Here is a 25,029-nt window from a genome sequence, read left to right on the forward strand (position 1 = left end):
TCGGAGGTGCACATGTCCGCTCCCACTCAACGCGCCGTCATCCTCGGCGGCAATCGCATTCCCTTCGCGCGCTCGAACAAGCAGTACGCGAAGGCCACGAACCTCGATATGCTCACCTCGGCCATCGACGGGCTCGTCGCCCGCTTCGGGCTGGCCGGGGAGAACATCGGAGAGGTCGCCGGAGGCGCAGTCCTCAAACATTCGAAGGATTTCAACCTCACTCGTGAGGCCGTCCTCGGTTCTGCGCTGGCCCCGACGACCCCGGCATTCGACCTCGGCCAGGCCTGCGCCACCGGCCTGGAGGCCGTCGTCAGCCTCAACAACAAGATCAACGCCGGCCAGATCGAATCAGGCATCGCCTCGGGCGTGGACTCGGCCTCCGATGCCCCGATCGTCATCAACGATTCGATGCGCGAGATCCTGCTCGAGCTCACCCGGGCGAAGACGATGGTGCAGAAGGCGAAGATCGCTTCGCAGATCCGCCCCGCCTATCTCGCGCCCCAGGCTCCGAGTACGGGTGAGCCGCGCACCGGACTGAGCATGGGTGAGCACCAGGCGAAGACCACCGCCGAATGGGCCATCACGCGCCGGGCCCAGGACGAACTCGCCGTGGCTTCGCACCGGAACCTCGCCGCCGCGTGGAACGACGGGTTCTTCGACGACCTCACCACTCCGTACCTCGGGGTCAGCCGCGACACGAACATGCGCGCGGACTCGACCATGGAGTCTCTGGCGAAGCTCAACCCCGTCTTCGGCAAGAAGCTGCCCACCGAGGCGACGATGACCGCCGGCAACTCGACCCCGCTGACCGACGGCGCCTCCTCGGTGCTGCTGGGCAGCGAGGACTGGGCCGACGAGCACGGCTTCACCCCGCTGGCACGCCTCGTCGACGCCGAGGCCGCGGCAGTCGACTTCGTCGACGGCGCCGAGGGCCTGCTCATGGCTCCGGCCTATGCGGTCCCGCGCCTGCTGGCTCGCAATGGACTGACGTTCGATGACTTCGATGTCTTCGAGATCCACGAAGCCTTCGCCTCGACTGTGCTTTCGCACCTGGCGGCCTGGGAGTCCGAGGAGTTCTGCACGGAGAAGGCCGGACTCGACAAGGCGTTGGGCCCCATCGATCGTGACAAGCTCAACCCGCTGGGTTCGAGCCTGGCTGCCGGTCACCCCTTCGCTGCCACCGGCGGACGGATCATCGCCAGCACCGCCAAGCACCTGAAGACCACCGGAAAGAAGCGTTCCCTGGTGTCGATCTGCGCCGCAGGCGGTCAGGGACTCACCGCGATTGTGGAGGCAGTATGAAAGACACGTATCTCTCCCTCGTCAACGGACCGCTCAAGCAGGTCGCGAAGACCCTCGGACTGCCGCAGCCGGTCGAACTCAACCGCTTCGGCTCGACCCCGGCCAGCTACACGAACAAGCCGGTCCTCGTCCTCGGCACCGGAGCCGGCGCACAGAACCTCGCCGATCTCCTGCTGGAGAACGGCTTCGAGGTGCGCCGGAACGCGCAGACCGGTGAGAAGCTGCGGGCGATCATCGCCGTGCTCGACGATGCCCAGTCTCCGGCCGAACTCTCACCTGTCGTCCTCGAGGTCGGTGCGGCCCTGCGATCGCTGACGACCTGCGGTCGTGTGATCACGATCTCGACTGCCTCGGACCCAGCGAACCAGACACCCGAACAGGCCGCCACCACACAGGGCCTCACCGGCTTCACCCGTTCGGTCGCCCACGAGATGCGCGCCGGGGCCACCGCCAACGGCATCCTCCTCGACGGCGTCGACCTCACCGCACCCTCGGTGGCTGCGGCCCTGTGGTTCCTGCTCTCGGGCAAGTCCGCCTATGTGTCCGGGCAGTTCCTCACCGTGTCCTCCGGGGCCGGTGAGCGCCTCGACTTCACCACGTTCATGTCCACCGGGGCCAGGGGCCCGCTGGCCGGGCGCACCGCCGTCGTCACGGGGGCGGCACGCGGCATCGGTGCGGCGATCGCCCGCAATCTCGCCCGCGACGGCGCCTATGTCATCGGCGTCGACATGCCGCAGGCCGGTCAGGCACTGGCACAGGTGACGAATGAGATCGGGGGCAAGTCACTCCAGCTCGACATCACCGCCGGTGATGCGGCGGAGAAGATCGCCGAGGCGGTCGCGGCTCCCGTCGACATCCTCGTCCACAACGCGGGCATCACCCGCGACAAGATGCTCGCGAACATGGACGCCGGCAAATGGGACTCGGTCATCGCGGTCAACATCGCGGCGCAGACGATGATCAACGCCCACCTCGCCGAGAAGGGCCTCTTCGCCGAGGGCGCCCAGGTCGTGTCCCTGGCCTCGACCTCGGGCATCGCCGGCAACCGCGGACAGACGAACTATGCGACCTCGAAGGCCGGTGTCATCGGACTCACGGCCGCCTCGGCGCAGGACTTCGCTTCCCGTGGCGGGGCGATCAACGCGGTCGCGCCCGGGTTCATCGAAACGGATATGACCGCGAAGATGCCGACGCTGACCCGTCAGGTCGCCCGCCGGCTCTCCAGCCTCCAGCAGGGCGGTCAGCCGGTCGACGTCGCCGAGGCGATCAGCTTCCTCGCCTCGGCCGGCGCCCGCGGCATCAACGGTGAGACCCTGCGCGTGTGCGGACAGAACATGGTGGGTGCATGATGGCGGACTCGATGCTCCCCGTCTACGCCCGCGCCGTGCTCAAGACCCTGCCCGTGGGCTCGCGGACCAGCCCCGAGCTGCCGCAGCGGTCGATCGACCGCAGCGTACCGCTCGAACCGGTCGCCTACGCCGGTTTCGCCCATGTCGTGGAGCAGAGGCTCTACGACGTCGTCCACCCCGGCTACCTGCACGTGCTCGGCTTCCCGCTGAGCATGCAGCTGCTGTCCGATCCCGAAGTGCCGCTGCCGATGTTGGGGATGGTCCACATCCACAACCGGGTGGACGTGCTCTCTCCGGCCCGCCTCGGCGAGGTCGTCGACTTCCATGTCGAACTCGCCGGGCCGTTCGAGCACGCGAAGGGCACGACGATCGAGGTCCACGTCACCGCGCAGGTCGAGGGCCGTCCCGTGATGGATGAGGTCTCGACCTATCTCGCCAAGGGTAAGAAGCTGCCCGGTGCCCGGGCGCGAGCCCAGGTCCCGCATGCGGAGTTCACCGCCCCGCAGCCCAGCGCGCTGTGGCGGCTGGACCCGATCATCGGACAGCGCTACGCGCAGGTCTCCGGCGACTTCAACCCCATCCACCTCAATGGTCTGGCGGCGAAGGGCTTCGGGTTCTCGCGACAGATCGCCCACGGCATGTACACGGCCTCCCGGGCACTGTCGGCGATGGACCCGCGACTGGAGTCCTACCGCTGGGACGTGTCCTTCGCGAAGCCGATCCTGTTGCCGGGAACCGCCGGGTATGCGCTCACCGACGGACGGCGTCACGGGGCCTCGAGGTCGGCGGTCTTCGACCCGAAATCGGGCAAACCTCACGTGCTCACGCAGGTGGCACACCTCGAAGGATGAACCAAGAAGTGGAGTGCGTCACAAATGCCGATTTCGATTTTGCGACACCGTTTCGCGCATGTAGAGTTATCTCTGTTGCCAGCGCGAGTGGCGGAATTGGTAGACGCGCTAGCTTGAGGTGCTAGTGCCCAACTTATCGGGCGTGGGGGTTCAAGTCCCCCTTCGCGCACAACGAGGAGATGGCCTCCGGATTTCGATCCGGAGGCCATTTTCGTCTTCCCGTCCGGACGCGCCGAAACTGGCCCGGAATCGACCGTCCGAGCTGCCGCAGGTGGGATACGGTGGAAGATGTCCGCGGGATCACAGCACCGACGCGTGATCCGCCCTTCACCGACGGGAGCCCTCGTGTTTGATTTCAGCGCCGCCGAGGCGGAGGTCACCGAACTGTGCCGCCAGCTCATCCGCATCGACACCCAGAATTGGGGCGGCAACAGAGCCAACCCGGAGCTTCCTGCCGCCGAACTCATCGCCTCCTGGTTCGCCGAGGTCGACCTGAAGTCCGAAATCGTCGAATCCTCACCGGGTCGGGCCAATCTCGTCGCCCGGGTCTCGGGCTCTGACCCGAACTCCCCGGCGCTCGTCGTGCACGGCCACACCGATGTCGTGCCTGCTGCTGCCGAGGATTGGAGCGTGGACCCCTTCGAAGGCATCATCAAGGACGGACTGCTGTGGGGCAGGGGTGCGGTCGACATGAAGGACATGGATGCGATGATCATCGCCTCCGTCCGAGCCATGCTCACTCAGGGTCTGCGCCCCCGCCGAGATCTCATCATCGCCTTCTTCGCTGATGAGGAAGCCGGCGGGAACTACGGTGCCCGCCACATGGTGCGCAACCGTCCCGAGCTCTTCTCCGGCGCGACCGAGGCGATCTCCGAGGTCGGCGGTTACTCCGTCGACATCCGCGGGCAGCGCGTGTACCTCATCCAGACCGCAGAGAAGGGCCTGGCCTGGCTCAACCTCATCGCCCACGGCACTGCCGGGCACGGCTCCCAGCGCAACGACGACAACCCGGTCACCCGGCTGGCTGCGGCGATCTCGCGCATCGGCAGCCATCCCTGGCCGCAGGAGATCCCCCTGGCCACCCGCAAGCTCCTCGAAGGGGTCTCGGACCTGACCGGGATTGAATTCCGGTCCGAGACGATTCCGCAGCTGCTGGCCGAACTCGGTTCGGTCGAGAAGTTCGTCGCCCCGACCCTGCAGAACACCTCGAATCCCTCGTTCCTCGAAGCCGGCTACAAGCACAACGTCATTCCCGGCACGGCGACGGGCTATGTCGACTGCCGCACGCTGCCCGGTCAGCACGAAGACGTCATGCTGACCATCAAGGAGCTGGCGGGGGAGGGGATCGACATCTCCGCTGAGGACGAAGGCGAAGCACTCGAGTCCCCCTTCGACACCCCGCTCGTGGCGCAGATGGAGGCGAGCCTGCTCGCCGATGACCCGACGGCGAAGGTGCTGCCGTACACGCTCTCCGGAGGCACGGACAACAAGTCCATGGCCGAACTCGGCATCACCGGCTACGGTTTCGCCCCGCTGCAGCTGAGCGGTGACCTCGACTTCCCCGCGATGTTCCACGGTGTCGATGAGCGAGTGCCGATCTCCGCGCTCAAGTTCGGGACCCGGGTGCTCGGGGACTTCCTGATGAAGGCATGACGGTGACGGCGATCCCGGCGAGCACACCGGCGGCGCTGAGCACCGTCGTGGCGTTGAACACCGAACCGGGGATCGGCAGCAGCACATCGAGCAGCAGGGCACCGACAAGGTTGCCGAAGAGCGCGAACAGGCTCAGCAGCAGCACGCCCAGACGAGCCACGGTCACCGTGGTCAATGCGATGAACACGACTCCGAAGGCCCCGCCGAGGAGGATCCACCACTGACTCGGTGCAGTCGGGAACCCGGCCCACGGCACGCCCGCGACCAAGAGCGCCGCCGTGCCGAGGAGGAGCGCCGCGAGGCCGACGGTGAAATTCACCGTTGTGGCCACGACCGCGGATTCGGTGGCGGCGCGGATGCGGCCGTTGAAGGCCTGCTGCACGCTCGTCAGCGCGCCGGAGACGAACGGCAGCAGCGGCGCCCACAGGGGGATGCCCGTCTGCAGCCGCTCACCGGCACCGACGACCAGAGAGCCGAGGACGATGAGCACCCCGAGCACGCGCAGCACATTGAGCCGTTGGCGACCTGCCGGCGGAAGATCGGTGGAGTCGACGATGAGCCCGCCGGTGACCTGCCCGGAGACGAAGGCCATCGTGAACATCGCCACGCCCATCAGCGGCACCGTCGTGGCCTGAGCGATGACGACGAGCCCGCCGCTCAGCCCGCCCAGCACCACCCAGCCGGGCAGGGAGCGATCGCGCAGCATGTCCAGCAGCCGCACCGCCGCGGTTCGGGATCGCGCGGAGACGGCCAGGGTGGTCCCGACGACGAGGAGTCCGACGACGAACGAGATGAGAGCGGCGAAGACCGCATGCCCGAGCACTTCACCGAGCAGACCGTTCGCACGACCCTGCAGGGCCATGGCCGCACCCGCGCCGATCGTGACGAGTCCCGCGGTGAGGACGGGAACGAGGGAAGACGACCGCAAACGATCAGCTGCTCAGAGTCAGCGGCATGATCTTGCGGCGCAGCCAGACGGTGCGGACGCCGCCGACGGAGATCCGAGTCCGAGCGAGCTCCCATTTGCCGTATTCCGCCTCGTCGTTGAGCTCCTGCAGGCTGACCGACCGCGGCACATCCTTGGAGAACGAAACCTTGCGGAATTCGTAAGTCATACGTGGACGCTGACGTTTCATAGGCCCACCCTAGACGATCTGGGCTAATGTGGATGCCATGCCCGTCATCGTTCTTCTGCGGCACGGCCTCTCCAGCGCCAACGTCTCCGGAATCCTGGCCGGACGAGCCGCCGGTGTGTCCCTGACCGACGAGGGCGTGGGCGCGCTCGAAGCGAACCTGCGACTGCTGCCGAACCGTCGCTTCGCCCGCCTCATCCATTCTCCTCTGCGCCGCTGCGTGCAGACCGCCGAGATCGCCCGGCAGGCGGCCGAGATCGAAGACTCCGCCGAGGACGAAGCCGTCATCGAACTCGACTACGGCGACTGGACGGGACGCGGGCTCAAGGAGCTCGCATCCGAACCTCTGTGGGCGACGGTGCTCGACCGCGCCTCGCAGGCCCGGTTTCCGGGAGGGGAATCCATCGCCGAGGCGGCCGACCGGTCCGTCGCCCGTGTCCACGCGCTCGTCGCCGAGCTCAGAGACGCCGAGGCGAACAGAGACGCGGAGACGAAGGAAAAGCCCCTGTGGGGGATGATCGTCTCCCACGGCGACATCATCAAATCGATCATCGCCGATGCCTTGGGCATGCCGCTCGATGACTTCCAACGTCTGAGCGTGGCGCCGGGCTCATTCACCGTCATCGACTATTCGGCGACGAGGCCCGTGCTGGCCGCGATGTCGGTGACCGCTGCCGGTCTCGGGCAGTCGGGGGCCGTCGGCGGGGGCGGAATGCGCTGATCCCGGCATTCTCACTCGAATACCGGGATCAGGAACGTGCGGAGCGGAAAGCTCAGGTCGGGGCTGAGGTCTGCCCGCGACCGGAGCCGGCAGGCGGCTCAGACAGCGGCGAGGACGCCGGTGCCGAGCAGAACGTAGAGCACGATGCCCAACGCCACGCGGTACCAGACGAAGATCGCGAAGGACTTCGTCTTCACATAGCCGAGGAACCAGTGGATGACGAAGAGGCCGAGGACGAAGGAGATGAGGGTCGCCAACATCGTCGGACCCCAGCCGAGCACCATGTCATCGGCGCGTCCGAGCGTCTGTGCGACTCCATAGAATCCCGAGCCGAGAACCGCGGGGATCGCGAGCAGGAACGAATACCGAGCGGCGGCGGGACGGTCGAAGCCCATGAACCGACCCGCCATGATCGTGCCGCCCGAACGCGACACGCCGGGGATGACGGCCAGGGCCTGAGCGAAGCCGAAGAGGATGCCCTGACCCCAGGTCATGTCTTCGAGCGTGCGCTCCCGCTTCCCGGCCCAGTCGGCGATGCCGATGATGATGCCGAAGACGATGAGCATCGTCGCGGTGATCCACAGGCTGCGCAGCGCGCCTTCGATGTGGTCCTGGAACAGCAGGCCGATGACGACGATCGGAATCGAACCGACGATGATGAGCCAGCCCAGCCGCACCTCGGGGTCCTTGCGATCGTGCCTGCCGACGAGAGCTTTGCACCATTTCGAGATGATCGTGACGATGTCGCGCCAGAAATAGACGACGACGGCCGCCTCGGTGCCGATCTGGATGATGGCGGTGAAGAAGGCGCCGGGATCGTCGCCCGGCAGCATGAGTTCGCCGACGATGCGCACATGCGCCGAGGACGAGATCGGGAGGAACTCGGTGAGTGCCTGCACGATTCCGAGCACGGCAGCGACCAGCCAGTCGTACATACGACTCCTTGAGAATATGGGGTGGGAACGAAACCACGGTAGTCGCCGGATCGGGTAACCTCAAGAAGCATGAAGCACCAACGCCTCGGCACCACCGGTCTGGACGTCAGCGATGTGGGTCTCGGGACCTTCGAATGGGGCCACCGGGTCGATGACCGGACCGCTCAGCGTCTCGTCGACGACTACAGGGATGCTGGTGGGAACCTCCTCGAGCTGCCCAGCTCTGCCACAATCGCGGCCTCGGTGCTCGGGCAGCTGAGACTTCCCGAAGAGATGCTGCTCATGGCCCGGGTGGGCGTGTCCCTGAGCGAGCCCGACCATATCGAGGTGGGACTCGGGCGGGCCCGGATCCTGTCCCAGGTCGATGCCCTGCTGCACACGACGGGTCGCAGTCATCTCGACGTCCTCGTACTCGACGTCTTCGATGCCGACGTCGATCGGGCCGAGACCGCCTCGGCGATCGATACGCTGCTCACACTGGGCAAGATCCGCTATGTCGGCGTCTCCCACCACAGCGGGTGGCAGCTGGCGGAGATGCGCGGGGCAGGGATCCCCATCGCCTGCGCCGTCGCCGAATACTCTCTGCTCAATCGCGATGCCGAGGACGACCTCATCCCTGCCGCGGACTATGCCGGAGTCTCACTCATCGCCGGTGCCGGGCTGGGACGCGGAGTGCTCACCGACAAATATCGCTCGGCGACACCGCAGGATTCGCGGCTGGCCGGTGAGCTCAGCGACTATGTGGGTGCCTATCTCGATGACCGATCGAATCGGGTGCTCGCCGGAGTGCGGAAAGCCGCGACCGCCTTGGGCGTGTCGACGACCGATATCGCTCTGGCCTTCAACCGGCACCGCGGGATCGCCTGCTCGCTGGTCTCACCGAGGACTCCGGCACAGCTGGCCGAGGTCACCGGCGGCGAGGTCGAGCTGGCCGAAGAGATCGCCGAGGTGCTCGACCAGATCTCCTGACGGCTGACAGCGCTGAGAACGGAGCTCAGTCGTCCTCGTCGTCTTCGTCGAGGATGAATCCCTCATCGTCCTTCGCATCTTCGACGTCATCGAAGAGTTCGAAGGGGGTCACCTCGTCGAACGCGGTGTAGATCGCATCTTCGTAGATTTCGAAGGCGTCGGCCAAAGCCATATAAGCGGCTTCGACTCGGGGGTCTTGGTCACCGTTTCGGTGTGCGGATGCAGCGTAGTGCTCTCTCACTGCTTCGAGGAATGCGTCCAGGGCCTCACGAGGATCAGTGCTCATGACTCAAATGTATCCCAGGCCGGAGTCACATGTAAGTGTTTGAACTAGGCTGAAGACATGGCAGCTCTCTACGACCACCCCACACCGGACCGTTTCGTCGTCGGCACGATCGGACTGCCGGGGGAGAGGACCTTCCTCCTCCAGGCGAAGTCCGGGACCGTGCTGACGACCGTCGTCGTGGAGAAGGAACAGGTGGAGATCCTCGCCGACCGGATCACCGAGCTGCTCGACATGGTCATGACCAAGGACCCGGCCGCGCGAGTGCCGCAGACGGCCCTCGACGACCGCATCGACAACGCCGGACTGAATGTGCCCATCGAACCGGAGTTCCGTGTCGGCACCATGAGCCTCGGCTGGGACACGGTCAAACACGAACTCGTCATCGAATGCTTCGAACTCACCGAGGCGGACGCCCAGGCCGGAACGTCCGCCGACCCCGATGACGACGAAGTCGACCGCGAGGTCCTGCGCGTCGTCCTCGACGCGGCGGCCGCTCGGGAGTTCTCCCGCCGCGGCGAACAGGTCGTCGGCGCAGGACGCGGCGACTGCCCGTTCTGCTCCCTCCCGCTCGAGCCCGAAGGCCACCTGTGCCCACGCGCCAACGGGATCCCGCGCGCCTGAAGTGATGGACAACAGCTTTCTCCTCGAGGCTCTGAGCGCGGGGGAGTGGACGGAGATGGGCTCGATTCCGCGGGCCAGCAATGACACCCGCCTGCTCGTGATCGAACACTCGGACCGGGCGGTCAAGGCCGTGTACAAACCGATCTCCGGGGAACGCCCGCTGCTCGACTTCCCCTCGGGGACACTGGCGCTGCGGGAAGTCGCGTCCTATCGGCTCAGCTCAGCCCTCGGACTCGACGTCGTCCCGCCGACGGTGCTGCGCGAGGACCTGCCCGCCGGTCGCGGCTCTCTGCAGGCCTACGTCGAAGCCACCGATGATGACGAGGCCGTGAGCCTGTCGGCGGTGCAGGCGATCCCGGCCGACCACACTCCGATCTTCGCGCTGCGCACCGAGGACGGCCGCGACCTCGTCCTCTCCCATGCGGTCAACGAGGGCCTGCGCGCCGTCGCCTTCTTCGACCTGCTCGCCAACAACGCTGACCGAAAGGCCGGCCATGTCATCACCGGTTCGACCCTGCCGAGCACCGATGCGCACGACATCGGCGTCTTCGGCATCGACAACGGGCTGACGTTCCATGCCGATGAGAAGCTGCGCACCGTGCTGTGGGGCTTCTCCCGCACATCGTTCCGAGCCGAGGAGATCGACGCCCTCGAGGAGATCGTCGACATGGACCCGGTCCTCAACGACGCGCTCTGCGACTGTCTTTCGCCCCAGGAGGTGCAGGCTCTGCGCGAGCGGGCCGAGACTCTCCTCACAGGTGAGTTCTTCCCCGAAGCCCCCGAGGACCGCACCGTCATCCCCTGGCCGCCGATCTGAGTCCGGCATCCGGTTGCGAGCATCACTGGGAATCGGAGTGCCGAACGCCTGCGTCTCGGTTAGGCTGGTCTGCGTGAAGTCATGGCCCGAACCACAACTGCCCCGTCTGACCAGCACCGGGAAGGTGCCCACGGTCTTCGACACGAGCTCCCGCAGCCCGCGCCGCCTGCGCGGTCGCGAGCAGACCGCTCGTCTCTACGTCTGCGGCATCACCCCCTACGATGCGACGCATCTCGGTCACGCGGCCACCTATGTGGCCTTCGACCTGCTCAACCGCATCTGGCGTGATGCCGGACTCGACGTCGTCTACGTCCAGAACACCACCGACGTCGACGATCCGCTGCTGGAGAGGGCCGACGCCACCGGGGTCGACTGGCGCGAACTCGCCTCCTCCCAGATCCAGCTCTACCGTGAGGACATGGAGGCCCTGCGGGTGATCCCGCCGCGGAGCTTCATCGGCGTCGTCGAAACCGTCCCCGAGATCACCGCGGCCGTGGAGGACCTCGTTGCCAAGGGCGCGGCCTACACGCTCGACAACGGTGACGTCTACTACCGGGTGTCGACCCCGATCACCCCGCCTTTCGGCACCGTCAGCCATGACGACGAGAAGACGATGGCCGTGCTCTCGGCCGAACGCGGCGGTGACCCGGACACCGTGGGCAAAGAGAACCCGATCGACCCGCTGCTGTGGCGCGCCGAGCGTGAAGGCGAACCGTCGTGGGACGGCGGGGCACTGGGCCGCGGCCGGCCCGGCTGGCACGTCGAATGCACCGTCATTGTCGACAAGTACGCGGGCCTGCCCGTCGACGTGCAGGGCGGCGGGAACGACCTCATCTTCCCGCACCACGAGATGAGCGCGGCCCACGCCGCAGCCTGGCGCGACACCCCGATGGCCAAGACCTACATGCACACCGGCATGGTCGGACTCGACGGCGAGAAGATGAGCAAATCGAAGGGCAACCTCGTGCTCGTCTCACAGCTGCGCGAACGCGGAGTCGACCCGATGGTCATCCGCACCGTGATCCTGTCCAACCACTACCGCAGCGATTGGAGCTTCACCGAAGAGCAGCTCGAGACCGCAGCGGCACGGCTGGAGGCGTGGCGGCATGCGGCGAAGTGCGAATCCGAATGCCGGGAAGGACTGCGCGGACACATCATCGGTCTGCTCCGCGAAGCGCTCACCGACGACCTCGACAGCCCCCGTGCCCTCGGGATCCTCGACGAATGGGCCGAACACTACGCAGACACCGAGCCCTCGACCACCGCTGCGCTCAGCGGTGACCGGGTCGCCGACGCCGTCGATGCGCTGCTGGGTATCCGTCTGCTCGACTGACTCTGCGCCCTACTTCTCGCGGCCGCGTTTGCGCAGATAGCGTTCGAACTCGGCCGCGATGGCGTCTCCGCTGGCCTCAGGCAGATCGGCGGAGTCGATAGCCTCCTCGAGACCGCGGACGAGTTCGGCCAGCTGCGGATTCAGCGACACGAGCTCATCGGCACCCAGCTCCCATGCGCGGCTCTCCTCCTCGAGCACATGGATATCGATCTCCACGCCCGCATAGTGTTCGACGGCCTTGGCCAGCGCCAGTTCCGCCTTCGGCGACGGGGAGTCGGCAAGGTAGTCCGGCACCCCGACCCACAGATTGATCGCGCGCAGACTCCGCCACCGGCAGGCCACGGCGAGGAGGCCGAGGATGCCGATGGGACCTTCATAGCCGTTGGCATCGATGCCGATCTCGGCCGCCAGCGTTCGGTCCTCGGTGTTCGCCACGACCGGCAGCGGTCGGGTGTGCGGCACCTCCGCATGGAGCCCGCCGAGGAGGACGACCGAATCGTCCCGACCGATCTGACCGAGGATGAGGGAGAGGAACTCCCGCCACTTCAGTCCCGGTTCGTGACCGTGGATGACGGTGATCGGCAGTTCGCCGAGGCGGCCGCGATGCACCGCGATCCCCGGCCAGGCGATCGATGCGGTTCCCTCCTCGTCGCGGAGGATCTCCGGCTCGGAGAAGCGGAATTCGTAGAACCCGTCGGTGTCGAGGATCTGCGAGTCGTTCAGCTGCCAGACCTCGACGAGATCCTTGGCCAGGGAACTCGCGGCTTCGGAGGCATCGGCATCCTGACCTTCGAAGGCGATGAAGACGAGTGCCCCGGACCCGGATGGAAGAAAGCTCATGGTTCAAGACTACGCTGGGCGTATGACGAATTCTGCCGCCGCCGAGCCCGCCGCTGTCCTGTGGGATATGGACGGAACCCTTGTCGATACGGAACCGTACTGGATCCGAGCCGAAACAGAACTGATGAACGCTCATGGGCTTCCCTGGTCAGAAGAGCAGGGGCTCGAATTCGTCGGCAACGAACTGACCACCTCGGCGTCGATGATGCAGGAGGCCGGTCTCGATCTGCCGGTGAACGAGATCGTCGACACCCTCATGAGCGCGGTGATCGACCAGATCCGCACCTCCGTCCCGTTCCGGCCCGGCGCACTGGAGCTGCTCGCCGAGCTCAAAGCCGAGGGGATCCCCAGCGTTATGGTCACAATGTCCTACCGTCGGCTCGCCGAGGCGGTCATCGCCAGCTGCCCGCCCGACAGCTTCGCCGGACTCATCTCCGGTGACGAAGTCTCCGCGGGCAAACCCGACCCGGAGCCCTACCTCCGCGGGGCGGCCCTGCTGGGCCTCGACCCGGCAGAGTGTGTCGCTCTCGAGGATTCGAAGCCCGGTCTGGCCAGCGCGGAGGCGGCCGGAACCATCGCCGTGGGCATCCCGCATTTCATCGATCTGGAAGCGCGGCCGGGCCGGATCCTGTGGGACGGCCTCGAAGGCCGCACCGTCGAGGATCTGCGTCGGCTGCGCCACCACAGTCGGGTCTGAACTCCCCAATCGTCCTAGGCCCCGACGATGTTCGTGATCTCCGGCGTCGGCGGGGCGGTGTTGCCCCAGGCAGGGCACAGCGGTTTGAAGGAGCACCAGTTGCACAGGGGAGACTTCTTCGGCCGCCACCGGTCCGACTCCGCCGAAGCGATGATGTCCTTCCAGATGGCATCGATCTCGAATTCGGTCTGTTCGATCTCGTTCATCGTCGGATGCGACTTCAGCACGCTGCGCGAACCGAGATACATCAGCTGCAGAGTGTGGACGAGATCTCCGGAGAGTCGGTAGACGACGAGGGCGTAGAAGCCCATCTGGAACCGCGCCTCCCGTCCGTACTGCGGCTTCGGCTGCTTGCCGGTCTTATAGTCGACCAACCTGGTCTCACCGCCGGGGGCGACATCGACCCGGTCGATGAACCCGCGCAGTTCGAGTCCGTTGTCGAGCTTCGTGCGGACGAACTTCTCCGTCTCCTCGGGTTCGAGGTGCTCGGGATACTCGAGGACGAAATAGGAGTCGATGAGGCGACGCGCAGATGTGAAGAACGTCTCCTTCTCCGCTTCGGCGGTGAAGATCTCGAGCACGGTCGGGTCCTTCTCCACGAGTTCGCTCCAGGCGGGCATGAGCATCGACTGGGCGAGTTCGGCCGTGCGTTCTGCGGCGGGAGCGGTGAACAGCTTCTCGAGCACCGAATGGACCACGGTGCCGCGGAATGCCGCCTGAGACGGCGGCTCCGGCAGCTTGTCGATGCTGCGGAAGCGGAACTTCAGGGGACACTGGATGAAGTCGTTGGCCCGGGAGGGCGACAGACTGGTGAGCTCGGCCATATCACCACTGTAACGACCTGGGCGGACACGACGTGGCGACCAGCGGTGAGCGCTGAGTCGCTGTTAGGCTGAGTTACCGACCCTCAGTGGTCCGCTGACCACGACATCGACCGGAGGAATCCCTTCAATGGCCGCGAAAAACCACCAGCCCGGTGCGTCATCGGGTCTGCGTCTGGGCACGGTCCTCGGCGCACCGGTGATCCTGGCGTGGTCGTGGTTCCTCGCCGCCATCGTCATCACGATACTCTTCACCCCCTGGCTCAACCAGGTGCGGCCGGATCTGGGCATCGGCGCATGGTTTGTGGCCTTCGCCTACGCGGTGCTCCTCTTCGCCTCGGTGTTCCTCCACGAACTCGCCCACGGTGTGGCCGGTCAGTTCTACGGGCAGAAGGTCGCCGCCATCGAGCTGAACATCTGGGGCGGCTTCACCCGCTTCGAACCCCAGATGGACAATCCGCGCGACAAGGCCGCGATGACGAGCTTCGTCATCTCCATCGTCGGCCCCATCGTCAACATCGTCCTCGCGCTGCTGGGATGGTGGTGCCTGAGCGCCGTGAGTCCCACCTCGGTGCCGTGGCTGCTGCTCATCGCGGTCACCTTCGCCAATGTCGCCTTGGGAGCGATCAACCTGCTGCCGGGCATTCCGCTCGACGGCGGCTGGGCGCTGCAGGCGATCATGTGGCGCATCACCGGGTCCCAGTACCTGGGCACGATCGTGGCCAGCTGGGTCGGGCGCATCATCGCCGTCGGATTCATCGGCTGGTCGGTCATCACTCCGCTGCTGGCCGGCGATCGACCCGACCCGCTCACCGTGGCCTGGATGTCGCTCATCGCGATCATGCTGTGGTTCTCCGCCGGGGATGCTGCGACCCACGCCAAACGCGCCAGGAAGATGGAGACCTACGATCTCTCCCAGGTCATCCAACCGGCCATCGCGGCCACCTGGGATGCCGACCTCGCCGACACCCTCGACTACGCGAACACGCTCGGCAACGCGAAGGAGCGCACCCTCATCGTCGTCCTCGACCAGAACGGGCTGCCGTACGGTCTCGTCGATCGGCACGCCGCAGCCGGCCGCCTCGCCGAGACCCTCGACGCCGTGCCCGCCGGTGAGGTCGCCCGGCCCCTCGTCGGCTGGATCGGTGTGCCCAAGGACATCACCGCCCCGCATCTGCTCGAATCGCTCACCCACCGCCCCAAGGCGCAGTTCAGCCTCGTCATGGACGGAAACACGCTGGTCGGAGTCATCGACCTGCAGGAGTTCTTCGACGAACTTCTCGCAGCCTGAGCCGGTTGTGTGAGGCAATCCTCACCAGCGTAGAGTGGACTCATCATGACTCAGCCACTCCGTTCCCGACCTCCGCGTGCCCTCAGCCGCGGCGAAAAGGTCCAGCTCACCGACCCCAAGGGGCGCATGCACACCTTCGTGCTCGCCCCGGGCGAGCTCTTCCACACGAACAAGGGACTCATCAGCCACGACGACATCATCGGGCGCACCGAAGGCATCATCGTGTCGAATTCCGGGGGAGTGGAGTTCCAGGTCTTCCGTCCCCGCTATGAGGACTTCGTGCTCTCGATGCCCCGCGGCGCTGCGGTCGTCTACCCGAAGGATTCGGGACTCATCGTCACCCTCGGCGACATCTTCCCCGGCGCCACCGTCGTCGAGGCGGGGGTCGGATCCGGGGCACTGTCGATGGCCCTGCTGCGTGCCGTCGGACCGCGCGGTTGCGTGCACTCCTTCGAACTGCGCGAGGAGTTCGCCACGATCGCCTCGGGCAATATCGCAGACTTCTTCGACGGGGCACCCGAGAACTGGTCGGTCACCGTCGGCGACCTCTCCGAGGCGCTGCCGCAGACCTTCGCGCCCGGCAGCGTCGACCGCGTGGTCCTCGACATGCTCACTCCCTGGAACACGCTCGACGCCGTCAGCGAAGCCCTGACGCCCGGCGGAATCGTCATCGCGTATGTGGCCACGGTCCCGCAGCTCTCCCGCTTCACCGAAGCGCTGCGGGCCACGGGGAACTTCGCCGAACCCGAAGCCATGGAAGCCATGGTCCGCGGCTGGCACGCCGACGGACTCGCCGTGCGCCCCGACCACCGGATGATCGCCCACACCGGCTTCCTCATCATGGCCCGAAGGATGGCCGCGGGAGTGGCTCCGCTGGAGAAGAAGAAGCGCCCGCAGGGAGCCGCTGCGGCCCCCGAGGACGTCGCCGCGTGGACGGAGCCCGAGGTCACCGAGGCGGCCATCGGCACCCGCACCGCACACGGGAAGAAGCTGCGCCGAGTCATGCGCGAAGCCGGTAAGCGCCTGCGCAGCGACGAAGAGAACGCGGCTGCCGCGGACGCGACACAGCCGCCGAACACTGAGACCACTGGGCCGAAGGAGGATCGATGACAGAGACCACGACCGAGGTGAAGAAGCTGCGTGAGGACACCGTGTCCCTGCGCCAGCAGCTCTACACCGCGGGCAAACGCAATGAGGCCTTGTCGAAGACCCTGCGCACTGCCCGCGACGAGCTCAACCGGATCAAGGAGGAGGCTCGTCGTCTGACCGAGCCGCCGAACAACTGGGGCACCCTCATCGGCCTCGACGACAAGGGTGTGGCTGCCGACGTCATCGTCAGCGGCCGCCGCATGCGCGTGGCCGTCGCCCCCGAAGTGGATCCGGCCGGGCTGCGCCCCGGCGCCGATGTCCTCCTGTCCGAGGGCCTCGTCGTCATCGGCGTCGGCGAGTTCCCCCCGGTGGGTTCGGTCGTCAACGTCCGCGAATTCATCGATGACCGGCGCATCCTCGTCGGAGCTCCCGGTGATGACGAACAGGTCTTCACCCTCGCCGCCGACCTCATCGATTCGGGGCTGCGCGTCGGCGATGCCGTCGTCGTCGACACCCGCACCCACTACGCGCTGCAGGTCGTCGAGAAGCCCGAGGTGTCCTCGCTGCTGCTCGAAGAGGTCCCCGACATCACCTATTCGGACATCGGGGGACTGGCTGACCAGATCGGACAGATCAAGGACGCCGTCGAACTGCCCTTCGAACATCCCGAGCTCTACACCGAGCACGGTCTCAAACCGCCCAAGGGCATTCTGCTCTACGGGCCCCCGGGCTGCGGCAAGACCCTCATCGCCAAGGCTGTGGCGAATTCGCTGGCCGATCGCACCGGTGAGGAGAGGACCAGCAAGACCTACTTCCTCAACATCAAGGGCCCGGAGCTGCTCGACAAGTACGTCGGCGAGACCGAACGTCAGCTCCGCCTCATCTTCGCCCGTGCCAGGGAGAAGGCTTCGGCGGGCTTCCCCGTCGTCGTCTTCTTCGACGAGATGGAATCGCTCTTCCGCACCCGCGGCACGGGCAAGTCCTCTGATGTGGAGACGACGATCGTCCCGCAGCTGCTCACGGAGATTGACGGCGTCGAACAGCTCGACAACGTCATCGTCATCGGCGCTTCGAACCGTGAGGACCTCATCGACCCGGCGATCCTGCGTCCGGGCCGCCTCGATGTCAAGATCCGCATCGAACGCCCCGATGCCGATGCCGCTCGTGACATCTTCGAGAAGTACCTCACGGCCGACCTGCCGCTGCATTCGAGCGTGCTCTCCGGTCATGAGACGCCCGCCGAGGCGGTGGCCACCGTCATCGACCACTGTGTGGAGCGGATGTACGCGGAGAGCGCGGACAACGAGTTCGTCGAGGTCAGCTATGCCGACGGTTCGAAGGAAGTCCTCCACTTCTCGGCATTCGCCTCCGGCGCGATGATCCACAACATCGTCGACCGGGCGAAGAAGTCCGCGATCAAGTCGCTGCTCGAGACCGGCGAGAGGGGTCTGCAGTCGGCACACTTCGATGCCGCCATCGCCGAGGAGTTCAGCGAACACGAGGACCTGCCGAACACGACGAATCCCGATGAGTGGGCGCGCATCTCCGGGCGCAAGGGCGAGCGGGTCACGCATCTGCGGATGATGCACCTCGACACGACCAGAGGTGCACCGACCGTTCCCTATGAGACCGAGATCTCCGAAGTGCGACCGAACTCCGACCTGGTCTGAGAAGACAGATGGGCCCGCCTGCACCTGCAGGCGGGCCCATCAATGGAGCAGGCGGGCCCATCAATGGGGCAGGGGCGTTCTCGGCTGTCAGCGGCTGCGTCCGCGACGGCTGGAGCCGCCGGAGACCGCAGTGGCGATGATCCGCCAGCCGACCAGGGTGACGAGATTGAGCGAGGTCGCCACGATCATGAAGCTCACGGGCACCGTACCGGGCTCTCCGCTGGCCCCGGTGACTCCGCGCAGCACGAGACCGACGAGCACGGTCACCGCCCACACCCCGGTGCCGGTGGCCAGGGGCGAGATCGGACGATCCCAGACCGCGGTGAGCAGCCAGGCCAGCACGAGAGCTGCGAGGAACGGCCACGCCGTGGTCATCAGCCCCTGCGGGTCGAAATTGTGAGAATGTGTGTAGTGACCGACGATCGTGAACAGAACCACGAGGATGAGGTCGACGATCAGTGCGATGGGGAGATGAGATTTCTTCGTTGCCACGTCCCCGAGTCTAATCCTTGGAGGAAGTACAGATGCTCAGAGTCAGGCGCGTCATGGGATCCGAAACCGAGTTCGGCCTCAGCCAGCCCGGCAACCCGCGCGCGAATCCGATGCGGGACTCGGCGCGTGTCGTCGATGCCTATGCGGGACCGCGCGGCCTGAAGTCGTCCCAGAGCTTCTGGGACTTCGCCACCGAGTCGCCGCTGGCCGATGCTCGCGGCTTCATCATGAACCTCGCCGACGCCGACTCCTCCCAGCTGACCCATATTCCGCAGGACGACGTCGAAGCCCAATACCTCGCGAACGTGGTCACGGAGAACGGCGCGCGCTACTACGTCGACCACGACCACCCCGAATACTCCTCTCCGGAGGTGCTGACTCCACGCGATATCGTCACCTTCGACCGGGCCGGCGACCTGGTGGGGCTGGCCTCGGTGCGGGCCTTGGAGAAGACCGAGGAACCGGTCAACCTGTACAAGAACAACACGGATTCGAAGGGCTCGTCGTACGGCACGCACGAGAACTACCTCGTCGATCGCGGCACCGACTTCGATGACATCGTCGCCGGCCTCGTCCCGTTCTTCGTGACCCGGCAGATCCTGTGCGGCTCCGGTCGGGTCGGGATCGGCCGTGAGGGCGAGGGCAAGGGCTTCCAGATCTCTTCGCGCGCGGACTTCTTCGAAGCCGAGGTCGGCCTCGAGACGACGCTGCGCCGACCGATCGTCAACACCCGAGACGAACCGCACGCCGACGCCGCGAAGTACCGACGGCTGCATGTGATCATCGGCGACGCCACCCTGGCCGAACCCGCAACCTACGTGCGCTTCGGCGCGACCTCCCTCGTCCTCGGACTCATCGAAGCGGGCCTGGCCCCGAGAATCGAACTCGACGATGCCCTGCAGTCGCTGTGGGACGTCAGCCACGACCTCAGCCTCAGCGCCCCGCTGCGCCTGAGCGACGGCACCACGATGACGGCATTGGAGATCCAGGAGGTCTTCTTCGCCGCCTGTGCCGAACACGCCGATCCCGAGGATGCCGATACCGCCGCGGTGCTCGCCGAATGGCGGCGATTCCTCGACGGGCTGGCCGCCGACCCGCGCAGTCTCGCCGACTCCATCGACTGGGTCGCCAAGTGGGTGCTGCTGGAGAACTACCGTGAGCGCGAGGGCATCGACTGGGATCATCCGAAGCTCGCCCTCATCGATGTCCAGTACCACGATGTGCGCCCGGAGAAGGGTCTGTTCCACAAGCTCGAGAGGGCCGGACGGATCCGACGGATGACGACCGACGCCGAGGTCGAGGCGGCGGTGACCAACGCGCCCGAGGGCACCCGCGCCTTCCTCCGCTCGTTCGCGGTCAACCGCCTCGGCGATGCTCTCGTGGCTGCCAGCTGGGACTCCCTGGTGCTCAACGCCGGCGACTTGGGCATCGTGCGTCTGCCCATGCAGGAGCCGCTCAAAGGTACCCGCGAGCTGCTGGAGGACCGGGTCGAGGGAATCGAGACCGCCGAGGCCCTGCTGAAGGCCCTCGGAGTCGATAGACTGAAACCGAAGAACGACTGAAGAGGTGTGAGATGAGCTCGCAGGAACAGGTCCAGAGGGACAAATCGAATGGCGGGTCGGACGCGCCCGTCGACCCGCCGGAAGCCGTGCAGGGTCAGATCAACACTCAGAACGTCGACTCCATCCTCGATGAGATCGACGGCGTGCTGGAATCGAACGCGGAGGAATTCGTCAAGAACTTCGTGCAGAAGGGCGGCCAATGAGATGTCAGGATTCTCTCCTGCATTTCTGAGCTCGACGAGCAATTCCTTCGTCGAGCTCGCCCGCTCCCTGGCTCCCGAGACGTTGCCGCAGAACAGCGGTCGGGACCTGACCGGGCAATCGCCGGAAGGCACAACGATCATCTGCTTCCGCACCGCGACCGGTGTCCTCATGGCCGGGGACCGGAGAGCGACGATCGGCAACCTCATCGCCTCCCATTCGATGGAGAAGGTCGAAGCCGCCGACGACTTCTCGGTCATCGGCGTTGCCGGAACGGCCGGGGTCGCACTCGACCTCATCCGCCTCTTCCGGCTCGAACTCGAACACTACGAGAAGATCGAAGGGGCCGGGCTGTCCCTCAACGGCAAGGCCAATCGTCTGGCCGCGATGCTGCGCGGCAACCTCGGACTGGCCATGCAGGGTCTCAGCGTCGTGCCCCTGTTCGCCGGCGTCGATGCGTCGATGCCGCAGGGACAGATATTCAGCTTCGACGTCACCGGCGGCAGATACGTCGAACACCGCTTCCACGCCATCGGCTCTGGCTCCGGCTTCGCCCGAGGGGCACTGAAGAAGCTGTGGCAGCCGGATCTCGACACCTCCGCGGCGATCGGAGTGGCCGTCGAGGCCCTCTTCGACGCTTCCGATGATGATTCGGCGACCGGGGGACCGGACTTCGTGCGTCAGATCGCGCCGACGGTCTTCACCGTCGACCTGGAACACGGGGCCACCGAGATCGATTCGGCCGCTGTGCTGGAGACCGCCACCGAGGTGGTCGCCCGCCGCACCCGCAGCGCGCGGGCCTGAGCGTCGGACCGTCAAAGTCGAATCGTCACCGCGAAAGGATCGGACATGAGTCAGGCGCCGTTCTACGTCTCTCCGGAACAGCTGATGAAGGACCGGGCGGACTTCGCCCGCAAGGGCATCGCCCGGGGCCGGTCGGTCGTCGTCATGCGCTTCGACGAAGGCATTCTGCTGCTCGCGGAGAACCCCTCGCCGACGCTGCACAAGATCGCCGAGATCTACGACCGGATCGGCTTCGCCGCCGTCGGCAAATACAACGAGTTCGAAACGCTGCGCCAGGCCGGAGTCCGCTACGCCGATCTGCGCGGCTACTCCTATGACCGCACCGATGTCACGGCCCGCGGGCTGACGAACGCCTATGCGCAGACCCTGGCCGGTGTCTTCACCACCGAATCCAAGCCCTTCGAGGTCGAGCTCGTCGTCGCCGAACTCGGTCACACAGCCGAACACGACCAGCTCTACCGGCTCAGCTATGACGGTTCTGTCATCGACGAGACCGAGCATGTTGCCATCGGAGGCCGAGCCGACGCGATCACCGATTCCTTAGCCGGACTGGCCACCTCACAGATGTCTCTGCATGAGGTGTTCGCCCATGGTGTGCAGGCTTTGTCTGCCGCCACCCAGTCGACACCGGCCGCAGACGCGCTCGAAGCGGCGATCCTCGACCGAACGACCACCAAGCAGAGGACGTTCCGACGTCTCGACGATGCCGCGATGAACCGGCTGCGGGAGGACTGAATGGCACGCATCTACGGGATCGAGACCGAATACGGACTCGCCCACACCGCCGCGGCGGACGGACGCCGGATCGGACCCGAGGAGATCGCCCGGCACCTCTTCCGGCCCATCGTCGAATGGGGACGGTCCTCGAACGTGTTCCTGCCCAACGGCTCCCGCCTCTACCTCGACGTCGGCTCGCACCCCGAATATGCGACCGCCGAATGCGACGACCTGGGCGATCTGCTCGCTCAGGACCGGGCCGGCGAGGCGCTGATGATCGACCTGCTCGACCAGGCGCAGACCGCACTCGAGGCCGAAGGCGTCGGCGGGCGGGTGCACATGGTCAAGAACAACACCGACGCGGCCGGGAACTCCTACGGTTCGCACGAGAACTTCCTCATCCGCCGCACCCTCGACTTCAACCGACTGACCACGGTGCTGCTGCCGTTCCTCGTGTCCCGACAGCTGCTCGTCGGCGCCGGCGCGATCATCCCGCGCCGCTCGGCGTTGAACCCCGATGAGGAATCGGACCGCACGGAGATGATGTTCGGCCTCTCTGCCCGCTCCGATGTCATGTGGGAGGGACTGTCCTCGGCCACGACCCGGTCCCGGCCGATCATCAACGCCCGCGACGAACCCCATGCGGATGCGGAGAAGTACCGTCGTCTCCACGTCATCGTCGGTGACTCCTCGATGTCGACGGCCACCTCGGCGCTCAAGCTCGGATCGGCGATCCTCATGCTCGACCTCATCGAACAGGGAGCGCGGATCCCGGAGAACGGGCTGCGCCACCCTGTGCGCGACATCCGACTCGTCGCGCGCGACCTCACCGGTTCCGTCGTGCTCGAGCGCACCGACGGCACCACGACAACCCCGCTGGGCCTGCTCTCGGACTACCGGGAGCGGGCACAGCGGATCGTTGACAAGGGAGATCACAGTCTCGGCGACGAAGGCCTCGCCGGCTATGTCATCGACCTGTGGACGCGGATGCTCACCGCCGTCGAATCCCAGGACTTCTCGACCGTGGACACGGAGATCGACTGGGTGATGAAACGCGCGCTCATCCGCCGGTCCATGCAGCGGGGGATCGACGACATCACCGATGCGCGCATCCACCGTCTCGACATCGCCTACCACGACATCACGCCGGCGACCGGCCTGTTCCCGAAGCTGGAGGCGGCGGGAATGGCGAAGAACCTCGTCCCCGCCGAGGCGGCCACCCGCGCCAAAGACGTGCCTCCGGCGAGCACCCGGGCTGCCATCCGGGGCGAATTCGTCCGTGTCGCCCATGCCGCCCGCCGCGACTACACCGTCGACTGGGTGCACCTGCGGCTCAACGACGAATCCGGTCGCGCCGTCGCACTCAAGGACCCGTTCGCCACGAGTCACCCGCAGGCGGAGACGCTCATCGCCGGCCTGTAAGATCACCCTGTGATCCGGTCGGTCCCGCCACAGCGTTCGGGCACGACCACCCGTGACGAAAGGAAACCAGTGCGCACCAAAGTGCTCAGCGCCATTGCGGCCGGCCTGCTGCTGCTCTCGGCCTGCGGGCAGGGTGAGGAGTCGCAGGACTCGACCACACCTCCGCCCTCGGTGTCCGCCCAGGATGCGAAGTCGACCAGCCTCGACGACATCACCGTCGAGGGCAAGAAGGGCAAGAAGCCCAAGGTCAGCTTCGATTCTCCGCTGGTGATCGAGAAGGCCGAGAAGAAGGTGCTGGAGAAGGGCACGGGGGAGAAGATCGCCGACGGCGAGCAGGTCACCGCCCAGATGACCCTTGTGTCGGGCACGAACGGCAAGATCGTCGAATCCAGCTACGATTCGCAGGCACCCGCCGGTTTCCCCATGGACAAGTCGCAGATCTCCGAAGACCTCTACAACGCCCTCATCGACGTCAAGGTCGGCTCCCGGGTGATGATGTCGCTCAACGGCTCCGCCGAGCAGGGCGAGGCGTCGCAGACGCTCGTCTACATCATCGATGTCGAGAAGACCACCCGACCGCTGACCCGCGCGGAGGGGAAGAAGGCCGACCAGTCGGGCAACCCGGTGACGGTCAAGTGGGCCGACGACGGTGCCCCGTCGATCTCGAAGCCGAGGGGTGACGAGCCCGAGGATCTGAAGACCTATACGACGATCGAAGGCGAAGGCCCCGAGGTCGAGAAGGGTCAGAGCGTGGCCGTGAAGTACTCCGGTTGGCTCTGGGACGACAACTCGAAGACCTTCGACTCGAACTGGAAGAAGGGCGGACAGCCGTTCGTCGTCGACCCCGTCGGGGAGGCCCAGGTCATCGAGGGGTGGAACGAAGGCCTCGTCGGCCAGAAGGTCGGCAGCCAGATCGTCCTCGTCGTCCCCCCGGAGAAGGGCTACGGCGAACAGGGCAGAGAACCTTCGATCCCGGCAGATGCGACCCTGGTCTTCGTCATCGACATCCTCTCCGCCCAAGGCTGAGACGCACTTTTCGCCACACACAGCACGACTACTCCAGGAGGAAGAAAATGAGCAAGCAGAAGCCAGAAGTCGACTTTCCCGGCGAGGCCCCGACCGAGCTCATCATCACCGATGACGTCATCGGCACCGGCGCCGAGGCGGGGCCCGGCGACACCGTGAGCGTGCACTACGTGGGTGTCGCCCATTCCACCGGCGAAGAGTTCGATGCCTCGTACAACCGCGGCACCCCGTTGGAGTTCCGTCTCGGGTCCGGAATGGTCATCTCCGGTTGGGACCAGGGGATCCAGGGGATGAAGGTCGGCGGCCGCCGTACCCTGCAGATCCCACCGCACCTGGCGTACGGAGATCAGGGCGCCGGCGGTGTCATCCAGCCCGGGGAGTCGCTCATCTTCGTCTGCGATCTCGAGAACGTGCGCTGACCGTTCGC

27 protein-coding genes and 1 tRNA gene are annotated in these 25,029 nt (G+C 66.2%); 21 read left to right on the forward strand and 7 right to left on the reverse strand.

The features are described from left to right. Positions 1-12 precede the first annotated feature (12 nt). The 5 genes from ACPUD7_RS05785 to ACPUD7_RS05805 all read left to right on the forward strand — a co-directional run bounded on the left by ACPUD7_RS05785 (position 13) and on the right by ACPUD7_RS05805 (position 5,155). Positions 13-1,302, forward strand: coding sequence for an acetyl-CoA C-acetyltransferase (locus tag ACPUD7_RS05785; protein ID WP_135540919.1), 1,290 nt, complete (start codon positions 13-15; stop codon positions 1,300-1,302). Beyond that, complete coding sequence (locus ACPUD7_RS05790) at positions 1,299-2,651, forward strand: 3-oxoacyl-ACP reductase (protein ID WP_425119396.1); 1,353 nt, start codon at positions 1,299-1,301, stop codon at positions 2,649-2,651. Before ACPUD7_RS05785 ends, ACPUD7_RS05790 begins: the two co-directional genes overlap by 4 nt. Continuing rightward, positions 2,648-3,502 (forward strand): MaoC family dehydratase, encoded by an 855-nt coding sequence (locus ACPUD7_RS05795; protein ID WP_425119397.1) that lies wholly within the window; start codon positions 2,648-2,650, stop codon positions 3,500-3,502. The genes ACPUD7_RS05790 and ACPUD7_RS05795 overlap by 4 nt, the downstream gene beginning before the upstream one ends. A gap of 81 nt (positions 3,503-3,583) precedes the next feature. Then, positions 3,584-3,671, forward strand: a tRNA-Leu gene (locus ACPUD7_RS05800). Positions 3,672-3,847: 176 nt separating this feature from the next. Further along, on the forward strand, positions 3,848-5,155 hold the full coding sequence (locus ACPUD7_RS05805) for a M20/M25/M40 family metallo-hydrolase (RefSeq protein ID WP_425119398.1): 1,308 nt from the start codon (positions 3,848-3,850) through the stop codon (positions 5,153-5,155). Here ACPUD7_RS05805 and ACPUD7_RS05810 read toward each other — a convergent pair. Further along, positions 5,109-6,083, reverse strand: a complete 975-nt coding sequence (locus ACPUD7_RS05810) for a DMT family transporter (RefSeq protein ID WP_425119399.1) — start codon at positions 6,081-6,083, stop codon at positions 5,109-5,111. The two genes, ACPUD7_RS05805 and ACPUD7_RS05810, sit on opposite strands and share 47 nt — an antisense overlap. Positions 6,084-6,087: 4 nt before the next feature. Continuing rightward, entirely contained in the window at positions 6,088-6,270 is a 183-nt protein-coding gene (locus tag ACPUD7_RS05815) for a DUF5703 family protein (RefSeq protein ID WP_135540909.1), read from the reverse strand. Between the two features lie 58 nt (positions 6,271-6,328). On the opposite strand from ACPUD7_RS05815, the gene ACPUD7_RS05820 reads away from it, so the two are divergent. Continuing rightward, positions 6,329-7,009: a histidine phosphatase family protein gene (locus ACPUD7_RS05820; protein ID WP_425119400.1), complete on the forward strand. Its 681-nt coding sequence runs from the start codon at positions 6,329-6,331 to the stop codon at positions 7,007-7,009. 98 nt (positions 7,010-7,107) lie between these two features. Here the strand turns inward: ACPUD7_RS05820 and ACPUD7_RS05825 are convergent, their stop codons facing one another. After that, complete coding sequence (locus tag ACPUD7_RS05825) at positions 7,108-7,944, reverse strand: undecaprenyl-diphosphate phosphatase (RefSeq protein WP_425119401.1); 837 nt, start codon at positions 7,942-7,944, stop codon at positions 7,108-7,110. Positions 7,945-8,013: 69 nt separating this feature from the next. Between ACPUD7_RS05825 and ACPUD7_RS05830 the strand changes: the two genes are divergently transcribed. Then, complete coding sequence (locus ACPUD7_RS05830) at positions 8,014-8,913, forward strand: aldo/keto reductase (RefSeq protein ID WP_135540903.1); 900 nt, start codon at positions 8,014-8,016, stop codon at positions 8,911-8,913. Positions 8,914-8,938: 25 nt separating this feature from the next. Here ACPUD7_RS05830 and ACPUD7_RS05835 read toward each other — a convergent pair whose 3' ends face one another. Further along, positions 8,939-9,199: a hypothetical protein gene (locus tag ACPUD7_RS05835; RefSeq protein ID WP_425119402.1), complete on the reverse strand. Its 261-nt coding sequence runs from the start codon at positions 9,197-9,199 to the stop codon at positions 8,939-8,941. 57 nt (positions 9,200-9,256) lie between these two features. On the opposite strand from ACPUD7_RS05835, the gene ACPUD7_RS05840 reads away from it, so the two are divergent. From ACPUD7_RS05840 to mshC, 3 genes are all read left to right on the forward strand, one after another. Then, positions 9,257-9,820, forward strand: coding sequence for a DUF3090 domain-containing protein (locus ACPUD7_RS05840; RefSeq protein ID WP_425119403.1), 564 nt, complete (start codon positions 9,257-9,259; stop codon positions 9,818-9,820). 4 nt (positions 9,821-9,824) lie between these two features. Further along, positions 9,825-10,637: an SCO1664 family protein gene (locus ACPUD7_RS05845; protein WP_135540898.1), complete on the forward strand. Its 813-nt coding sequence runs from the start codon at positions 9,825-9,827 to the stop codon at positions 10,635-10,637. Between the two features lie 73 nt (positions 10,638-10,710). Next, positions 10,711-11,970: a cysteine--1-D-myo-inosityl 2-amino-2-deoxy-alpha-D-glucopyranoside ligase gene (gene mshC, locus ACPUD7_RS05850; RefSeq protein ID WP_425119404.1), complete on the forward strand. Its 1,260-nt coding sequence runs from the start codon at positions 10,711-10,713 to the stop codon at positions 11,968-11,970. Between the two features lie 9 nt (positions 11,971-11,979). Here the strand turns inward: mshC and ACPUD7_RS05855 are convergent, their stop codons facing one another. Beyond that, on the reverse strand, positions 11,980-12,810 hold the full coding sequence (locus tag ACPUD7_RS05855) for a PAC2 family protein (protein ID WP_425119405.1): 831 nt from the start codon (positions 12,808-12,810) through the stop codon (positions 11,980-11,982). 22 nt (positions 12,811-12,832) lie between these two features. On the opposite strand from ACPUD7_RS05855, the gene ACPUD7_RS05860 reads away from it, so the two are divergent. Beyond that, positions 12,833-13,507, forward strand: coding sequence for an HAD family hydrolase (locus tag ACPUD7_RS05860; protein WP_425119406.1), 675 nt, complete (start codon positions 12,833-12,835; stop codon positions 13,505-13,507). 14 nt (positions 13,508-13,521) lie between these two features. Here ACPUD7_RS05860 and ACPUD7_RS05865 read toward each other — a convergent pair whose 3' ends face one another. Next, positions 13,522-14,331: a RecB family exonuclease gene (locus tag ACPUD7_RS05865; protein ID WP_425119407.1), complete on the reverse strand. Its 810-nt coding sequence runs from the start codon at positions 14,329-14,331 to the stop codon at positions 13,522-13,524. 127 nt (positions 14,332-14,458) lie between these two features. Here ACPUD7_RS05865 and ACPUD7_RS05870 point away from each other — a divergent pair, with 127 nt between their 5' ends. Genes ACPUD7_RS05870 through arc form a run of 3 tightly spaced genes read left to right on the forward strand, consistent with a single transcriptional unit; the run spans position 14,459 to position 18,378 of the window. Further along, positions 14,459-15,619, forward strand: coding sequence for a site-2 protease family protein (locus ACPUD7_RS05870; RefSeq protein WP_135540888.1), 1,161 nt, complete (start codon positions 14,459-14,461; stop codon positions 15,617-15,619). A gap of 45 nt (positions 15,620-15,664) precedes the next feature. Continuing rightward, entirely contained in the window at positions 15,665-16,729 is a 1,065-nt protein-coding gene (locus ACPUD7_RS05875; protein ID WP_135540886.1) for a tRNA (adenine-N1)-methyltransferase, read from the forward strand. Next, the gene (gene arc, locus ACPUD7_RS05880; RefSeq protein ID WP_425119408.1) at positions 16,726-18,378 is read left to right on the forward strand and encodes a proteasome ATPase; all 1,653 of its coding nucleotides are present in this window, start codon (positions 16,726-16,728) and stop codon (positions 18,376-18,378) included. The genes ACPUD7_RS05875 and arc overlap by 4 nt, the downstream gene beginning before the upstream one ends. A gap of 87 nt (positions 18,379-18,465) precedes the next feature. Here the strand turns inward: arc and ACPUD7_RS05885 are convergent, their stop codons facing one another. Continuing rightward, on the reverse strand, positions 18,466-18,870 hold the full coding sequence (locus ACPUD7_RS05885) for a DUF3054 domain-containing protein (protein ID WP_135540882.1): 405 nt from the start codon (positions 18,868-18,870) through the stop codon (positions 18,466-18,468). Between the two features lie 32 nt (positions 18,871-18,902). Here ACPUD7_RS05885 and dop point away from each other — a divergent pair, with 32 nt between their 5' ends. The 7 genes from dop (at position 18,903) to ACPUD7_RS05920 (ending at position 25,021) form a co-directional block, all read left to right on the forward strand. Next, positions 18,903-20,432 (forward strand): depupylase/deamidase Dop, encoded by a 1,530-nt coding sequence (gene dop / locus ACPUD7_RS05890; RefSeq protein ID WP_425119409.1) that lies wholly within the window; start codon positions 18,903-18,905, stop codon positions 20,430-20,432. An 11-nt stretch (positions 20,433-20,443) separates the two neighbouring features. Further along, positions 20,444-20,635: a ubiquitin-like protein Pup gene (locus ACPUD7_RS05895; protein ID WP_135540878.1), complete on the forward strand. Its 192-nt coding sequence runs from the start codon at positions 20,444-20,446 to the stop codon at positions 20,633-20,635. Between the two features lies 1 nt (position 20,636). Next, a complete protein-coding gene (gene prcB, locus ACPUD7_RS05900; protein WP_135540876.1) occupies positions 20,637-21,437 on the forward strand; it encodes a proteasome subunit beta in 801 nt (266 codons plus the stop codon). Between the two features lie 45 nt (positions 21,438-21,482). Beyond that, the gene (gene prcA, locus ACPUD7_RS05905; protein WP_135540874.1) at positions 21,483-22,172 is read left to right on the forward strand and encodes a proteasome subunit alpha; all 690 of its coding nucleotides are present in this window, start codon (positions 21,483-21,485) and stop codon (positions 22,170-22,172) included. After that, the gene (gene pafA, locus ACPUD7_RS05910; protein ID WP_135540872.1) at positions 22,173-23,576 is read left to right on the forward strand and encodes a Pup--protein ligase; all 1,404 of its coding nucleotides are present in this window, start codon (positions 22,173-22,175) and stop codon (positions 23,574-23,576) included. A 69-nt stretch (positions 23,577-23,645) separates the two neighbouring features. Then, positions 23,646-24,602 (forward strand): FKBP-type peptidyl-prolyl cis-trans isomerase, encoded by a 957-nt coding sequence (locus tag ACPUD7_RS05915; RefSeq protein ID WP_425119410.1) that lies wholly within the window; start codon positions 23,646-23,648, stop codon positions 24,600-24,602. A 47-nt stretch (positions 24,603-24,649) separates the two neighbouring features. Then, the gene (locus ACPUD7_RS05920) at positions 24,650-25,021 is read left to right on the forward strand and encodes an FKBP-type peptidyl-prolyl cis-trans isomerase (protein ID WP_135540870.1); all 372 of its coding nucleotides are present in this window, start codon (positions 24,650-24,652) and stop codon (positions 25,019-25,021) included. Positions 25,022-25,029 lie beyond the last annotated feature (8 nt).

Origin of the sequence: Brevibacterium sp. FAM 24630, assembly GCF_049804075.1 — a bacterium.
In the GTDB taxonomy this organism is placed as follows: Bacteria; Actinomycetota; Actinomycetes; order Actinomycetales; family Brevibacteriaceae; genus Brevibacterium.

What these genes read in the sequence shown, in the direction of transcription:
- ACPUD7_RS05785 (WP_135540919.1), top strand. Translation starts at nt 13, where the DNA reads ATGTCCGCTCCCACTCAACGCGCCGTCATCCTCGGCGGCAATCGCATT.
- ACPUD7_RS05790 (WP_425119396.1), top strand. Translation starts at nt 1,299, where the DNA reads ATGAAAGACACGTATCTCTCCCTCGTCAACGGACCGCTCAAGCAGGTC.
- ACPUD7_RS05795 (WP_425119397.1), top strand. Translation starts at nt 2,648, where the DNA reads ATGATGGCGGACTCGATGCTCCCCGTCTACGCCCGCGCCGTGCTCAAG.
- ACPUD7_RS05815 (WP_135540909.1), bottom strand. Translation starts at nt 6,270, where the DNA reads ATGACTTACGAATTCCGCAAGGTTTCGTTCTCCAAGGATGTGCCGCGG.
- ACPUD7_RS05820 (WP_425119400.1), top strand. Translation starts at nt 6,329, where the DNA reads ATGCCCGTCATCGTTCTTCTGCGGCACGGCCTCTCCAGCGCCAACGTC.
- ACPUD7_RS05825 (WP_425119401.1), bottom strand. Translation starts at nt 7,944, where the DNA reads ATGTACGACTGGCTGGTCGCTGCCGTGCTCGGAATCGTGCAGGCACTC.
- ACPUD7_RS05830 (WP_135540903.1), top strand. Translation starts at nt 8,014, where the DNA reads ATGAAGCACCAACGCCTCGGCACCACCGGTCTGGACGTCAGCGATGTG.
- ACPUD7_RS05835 (WP_425119402.1), bottom strand. Translation starts at nt 9,199, where the DNA reads ATGAGCACTGATCCTCGTGAGGCCCTGGACGCATTCCTCGAAGCAGTG.
- ACPUD7_RS05840 (WP_425119403.1), top strand. Translation starts at nt 9,257, where the DNA reads ATGGCAGCTCTCTACGACCACCCCACACCGGACCGTTTCGTCGTCGGC.
- ACPUD7_RS05845 (WP_135540898.1), top strand. Translation starts at nt 9,825, where the DNA reads ATGGACAACAGCTTTCTCCTCGAGGCTCTGAGCGCGGGGGAGTGGACG.
- ACPUD7_RS05855 (WP_425119405.1), bottom strand. Translation starts at nt 12,810, where the DNA reads ATGAGCTTTCTTCCATCCGGGTCCGGGGCACTCGTCTTCATCGCCTTC.
- ACPUD7_RS05860 (WP_425119406.1), top strand. Translation starts at nt 12,833, where the DNA reads ATGACGAATTCTGCCGCCGCCGAGCCCGCCGCTGTCCTGTGGGATATG.
- ACPUD7_RS05865 (WP_425119407.1), bottom strand. Translation starts at nt 14,331, where the DNA reads ATGGCCGAGCTCACCAGTCTGTCGCCCTCCCGGGCCAACGACTTCATC.
- ACPUD7_RS05870 (WP_135540888.1), top strand. Translation starts at nt 14,459, where the DNA reads ATGGCCGCGAAAAACCACCAGCCCGGTGCGTCATCGGGTCTGCGTCTG.
- ACPUD7_RS05875 (WP_135540886.1), top strand. Translation starts at nt 15,665, where the DNA reads ATGACTCAGCCACTCCGTTCCCGACCTCCGCGTGCCCTCAGCCGCGGC.
- arc (WP_425119408.1), top strand. Translation starts at nt 16,726, where the DNA reads ATGACAGAGACCACGACCGAGGTGAAGAAGCTGCGTGAGGACACCGTG.
- dop (WP_425119409.1), top strand. Translation starts at nt 18,903, where the DNA reads ATGCTCAGAGTCAGGCGCGTCATGGGATCCGAAACCGAGTTCGGCCTC.
- ACPUD7_RS05895 (WP_135540878.1), top strand. Translation starts at nt 20,444, where the DNA reads ATGAGCTCGCAGGAACAGGTCCAGAGGGACAAATCGAATGGCGGGTCG.
- prcB (WP_135540876.1), top strand. Translation starts at nt 20,637, where the DNA reads ATGTCAGGATTCTCTCCTGCATTTCTGAGCTCGACGAGCAATTCCTTC.
- prcA (WP_135540874.1), top strand. Translation starts at nt 21,483, where the DNA reads ATGAGTCAGGCGCCGTTCTACGTCTCTCCGGAACAGCTGATGAAGGAC.
- pafA (WP_135540872.1), top strand. Translation starts at nt 22,173, where the DNA reads ATGGCACGCATCTACGGGATCGAGACCGAATACGGACTCGCCCACACC.
- ACPUD7_RS05920 (WP_135540870.1), top strand. Translation starts at nt 24,650, where the DNA reads ATGAGCAAGCAGAAGCCAGAAGTCGACTTTCCCGGCGAGGCCCCGACC.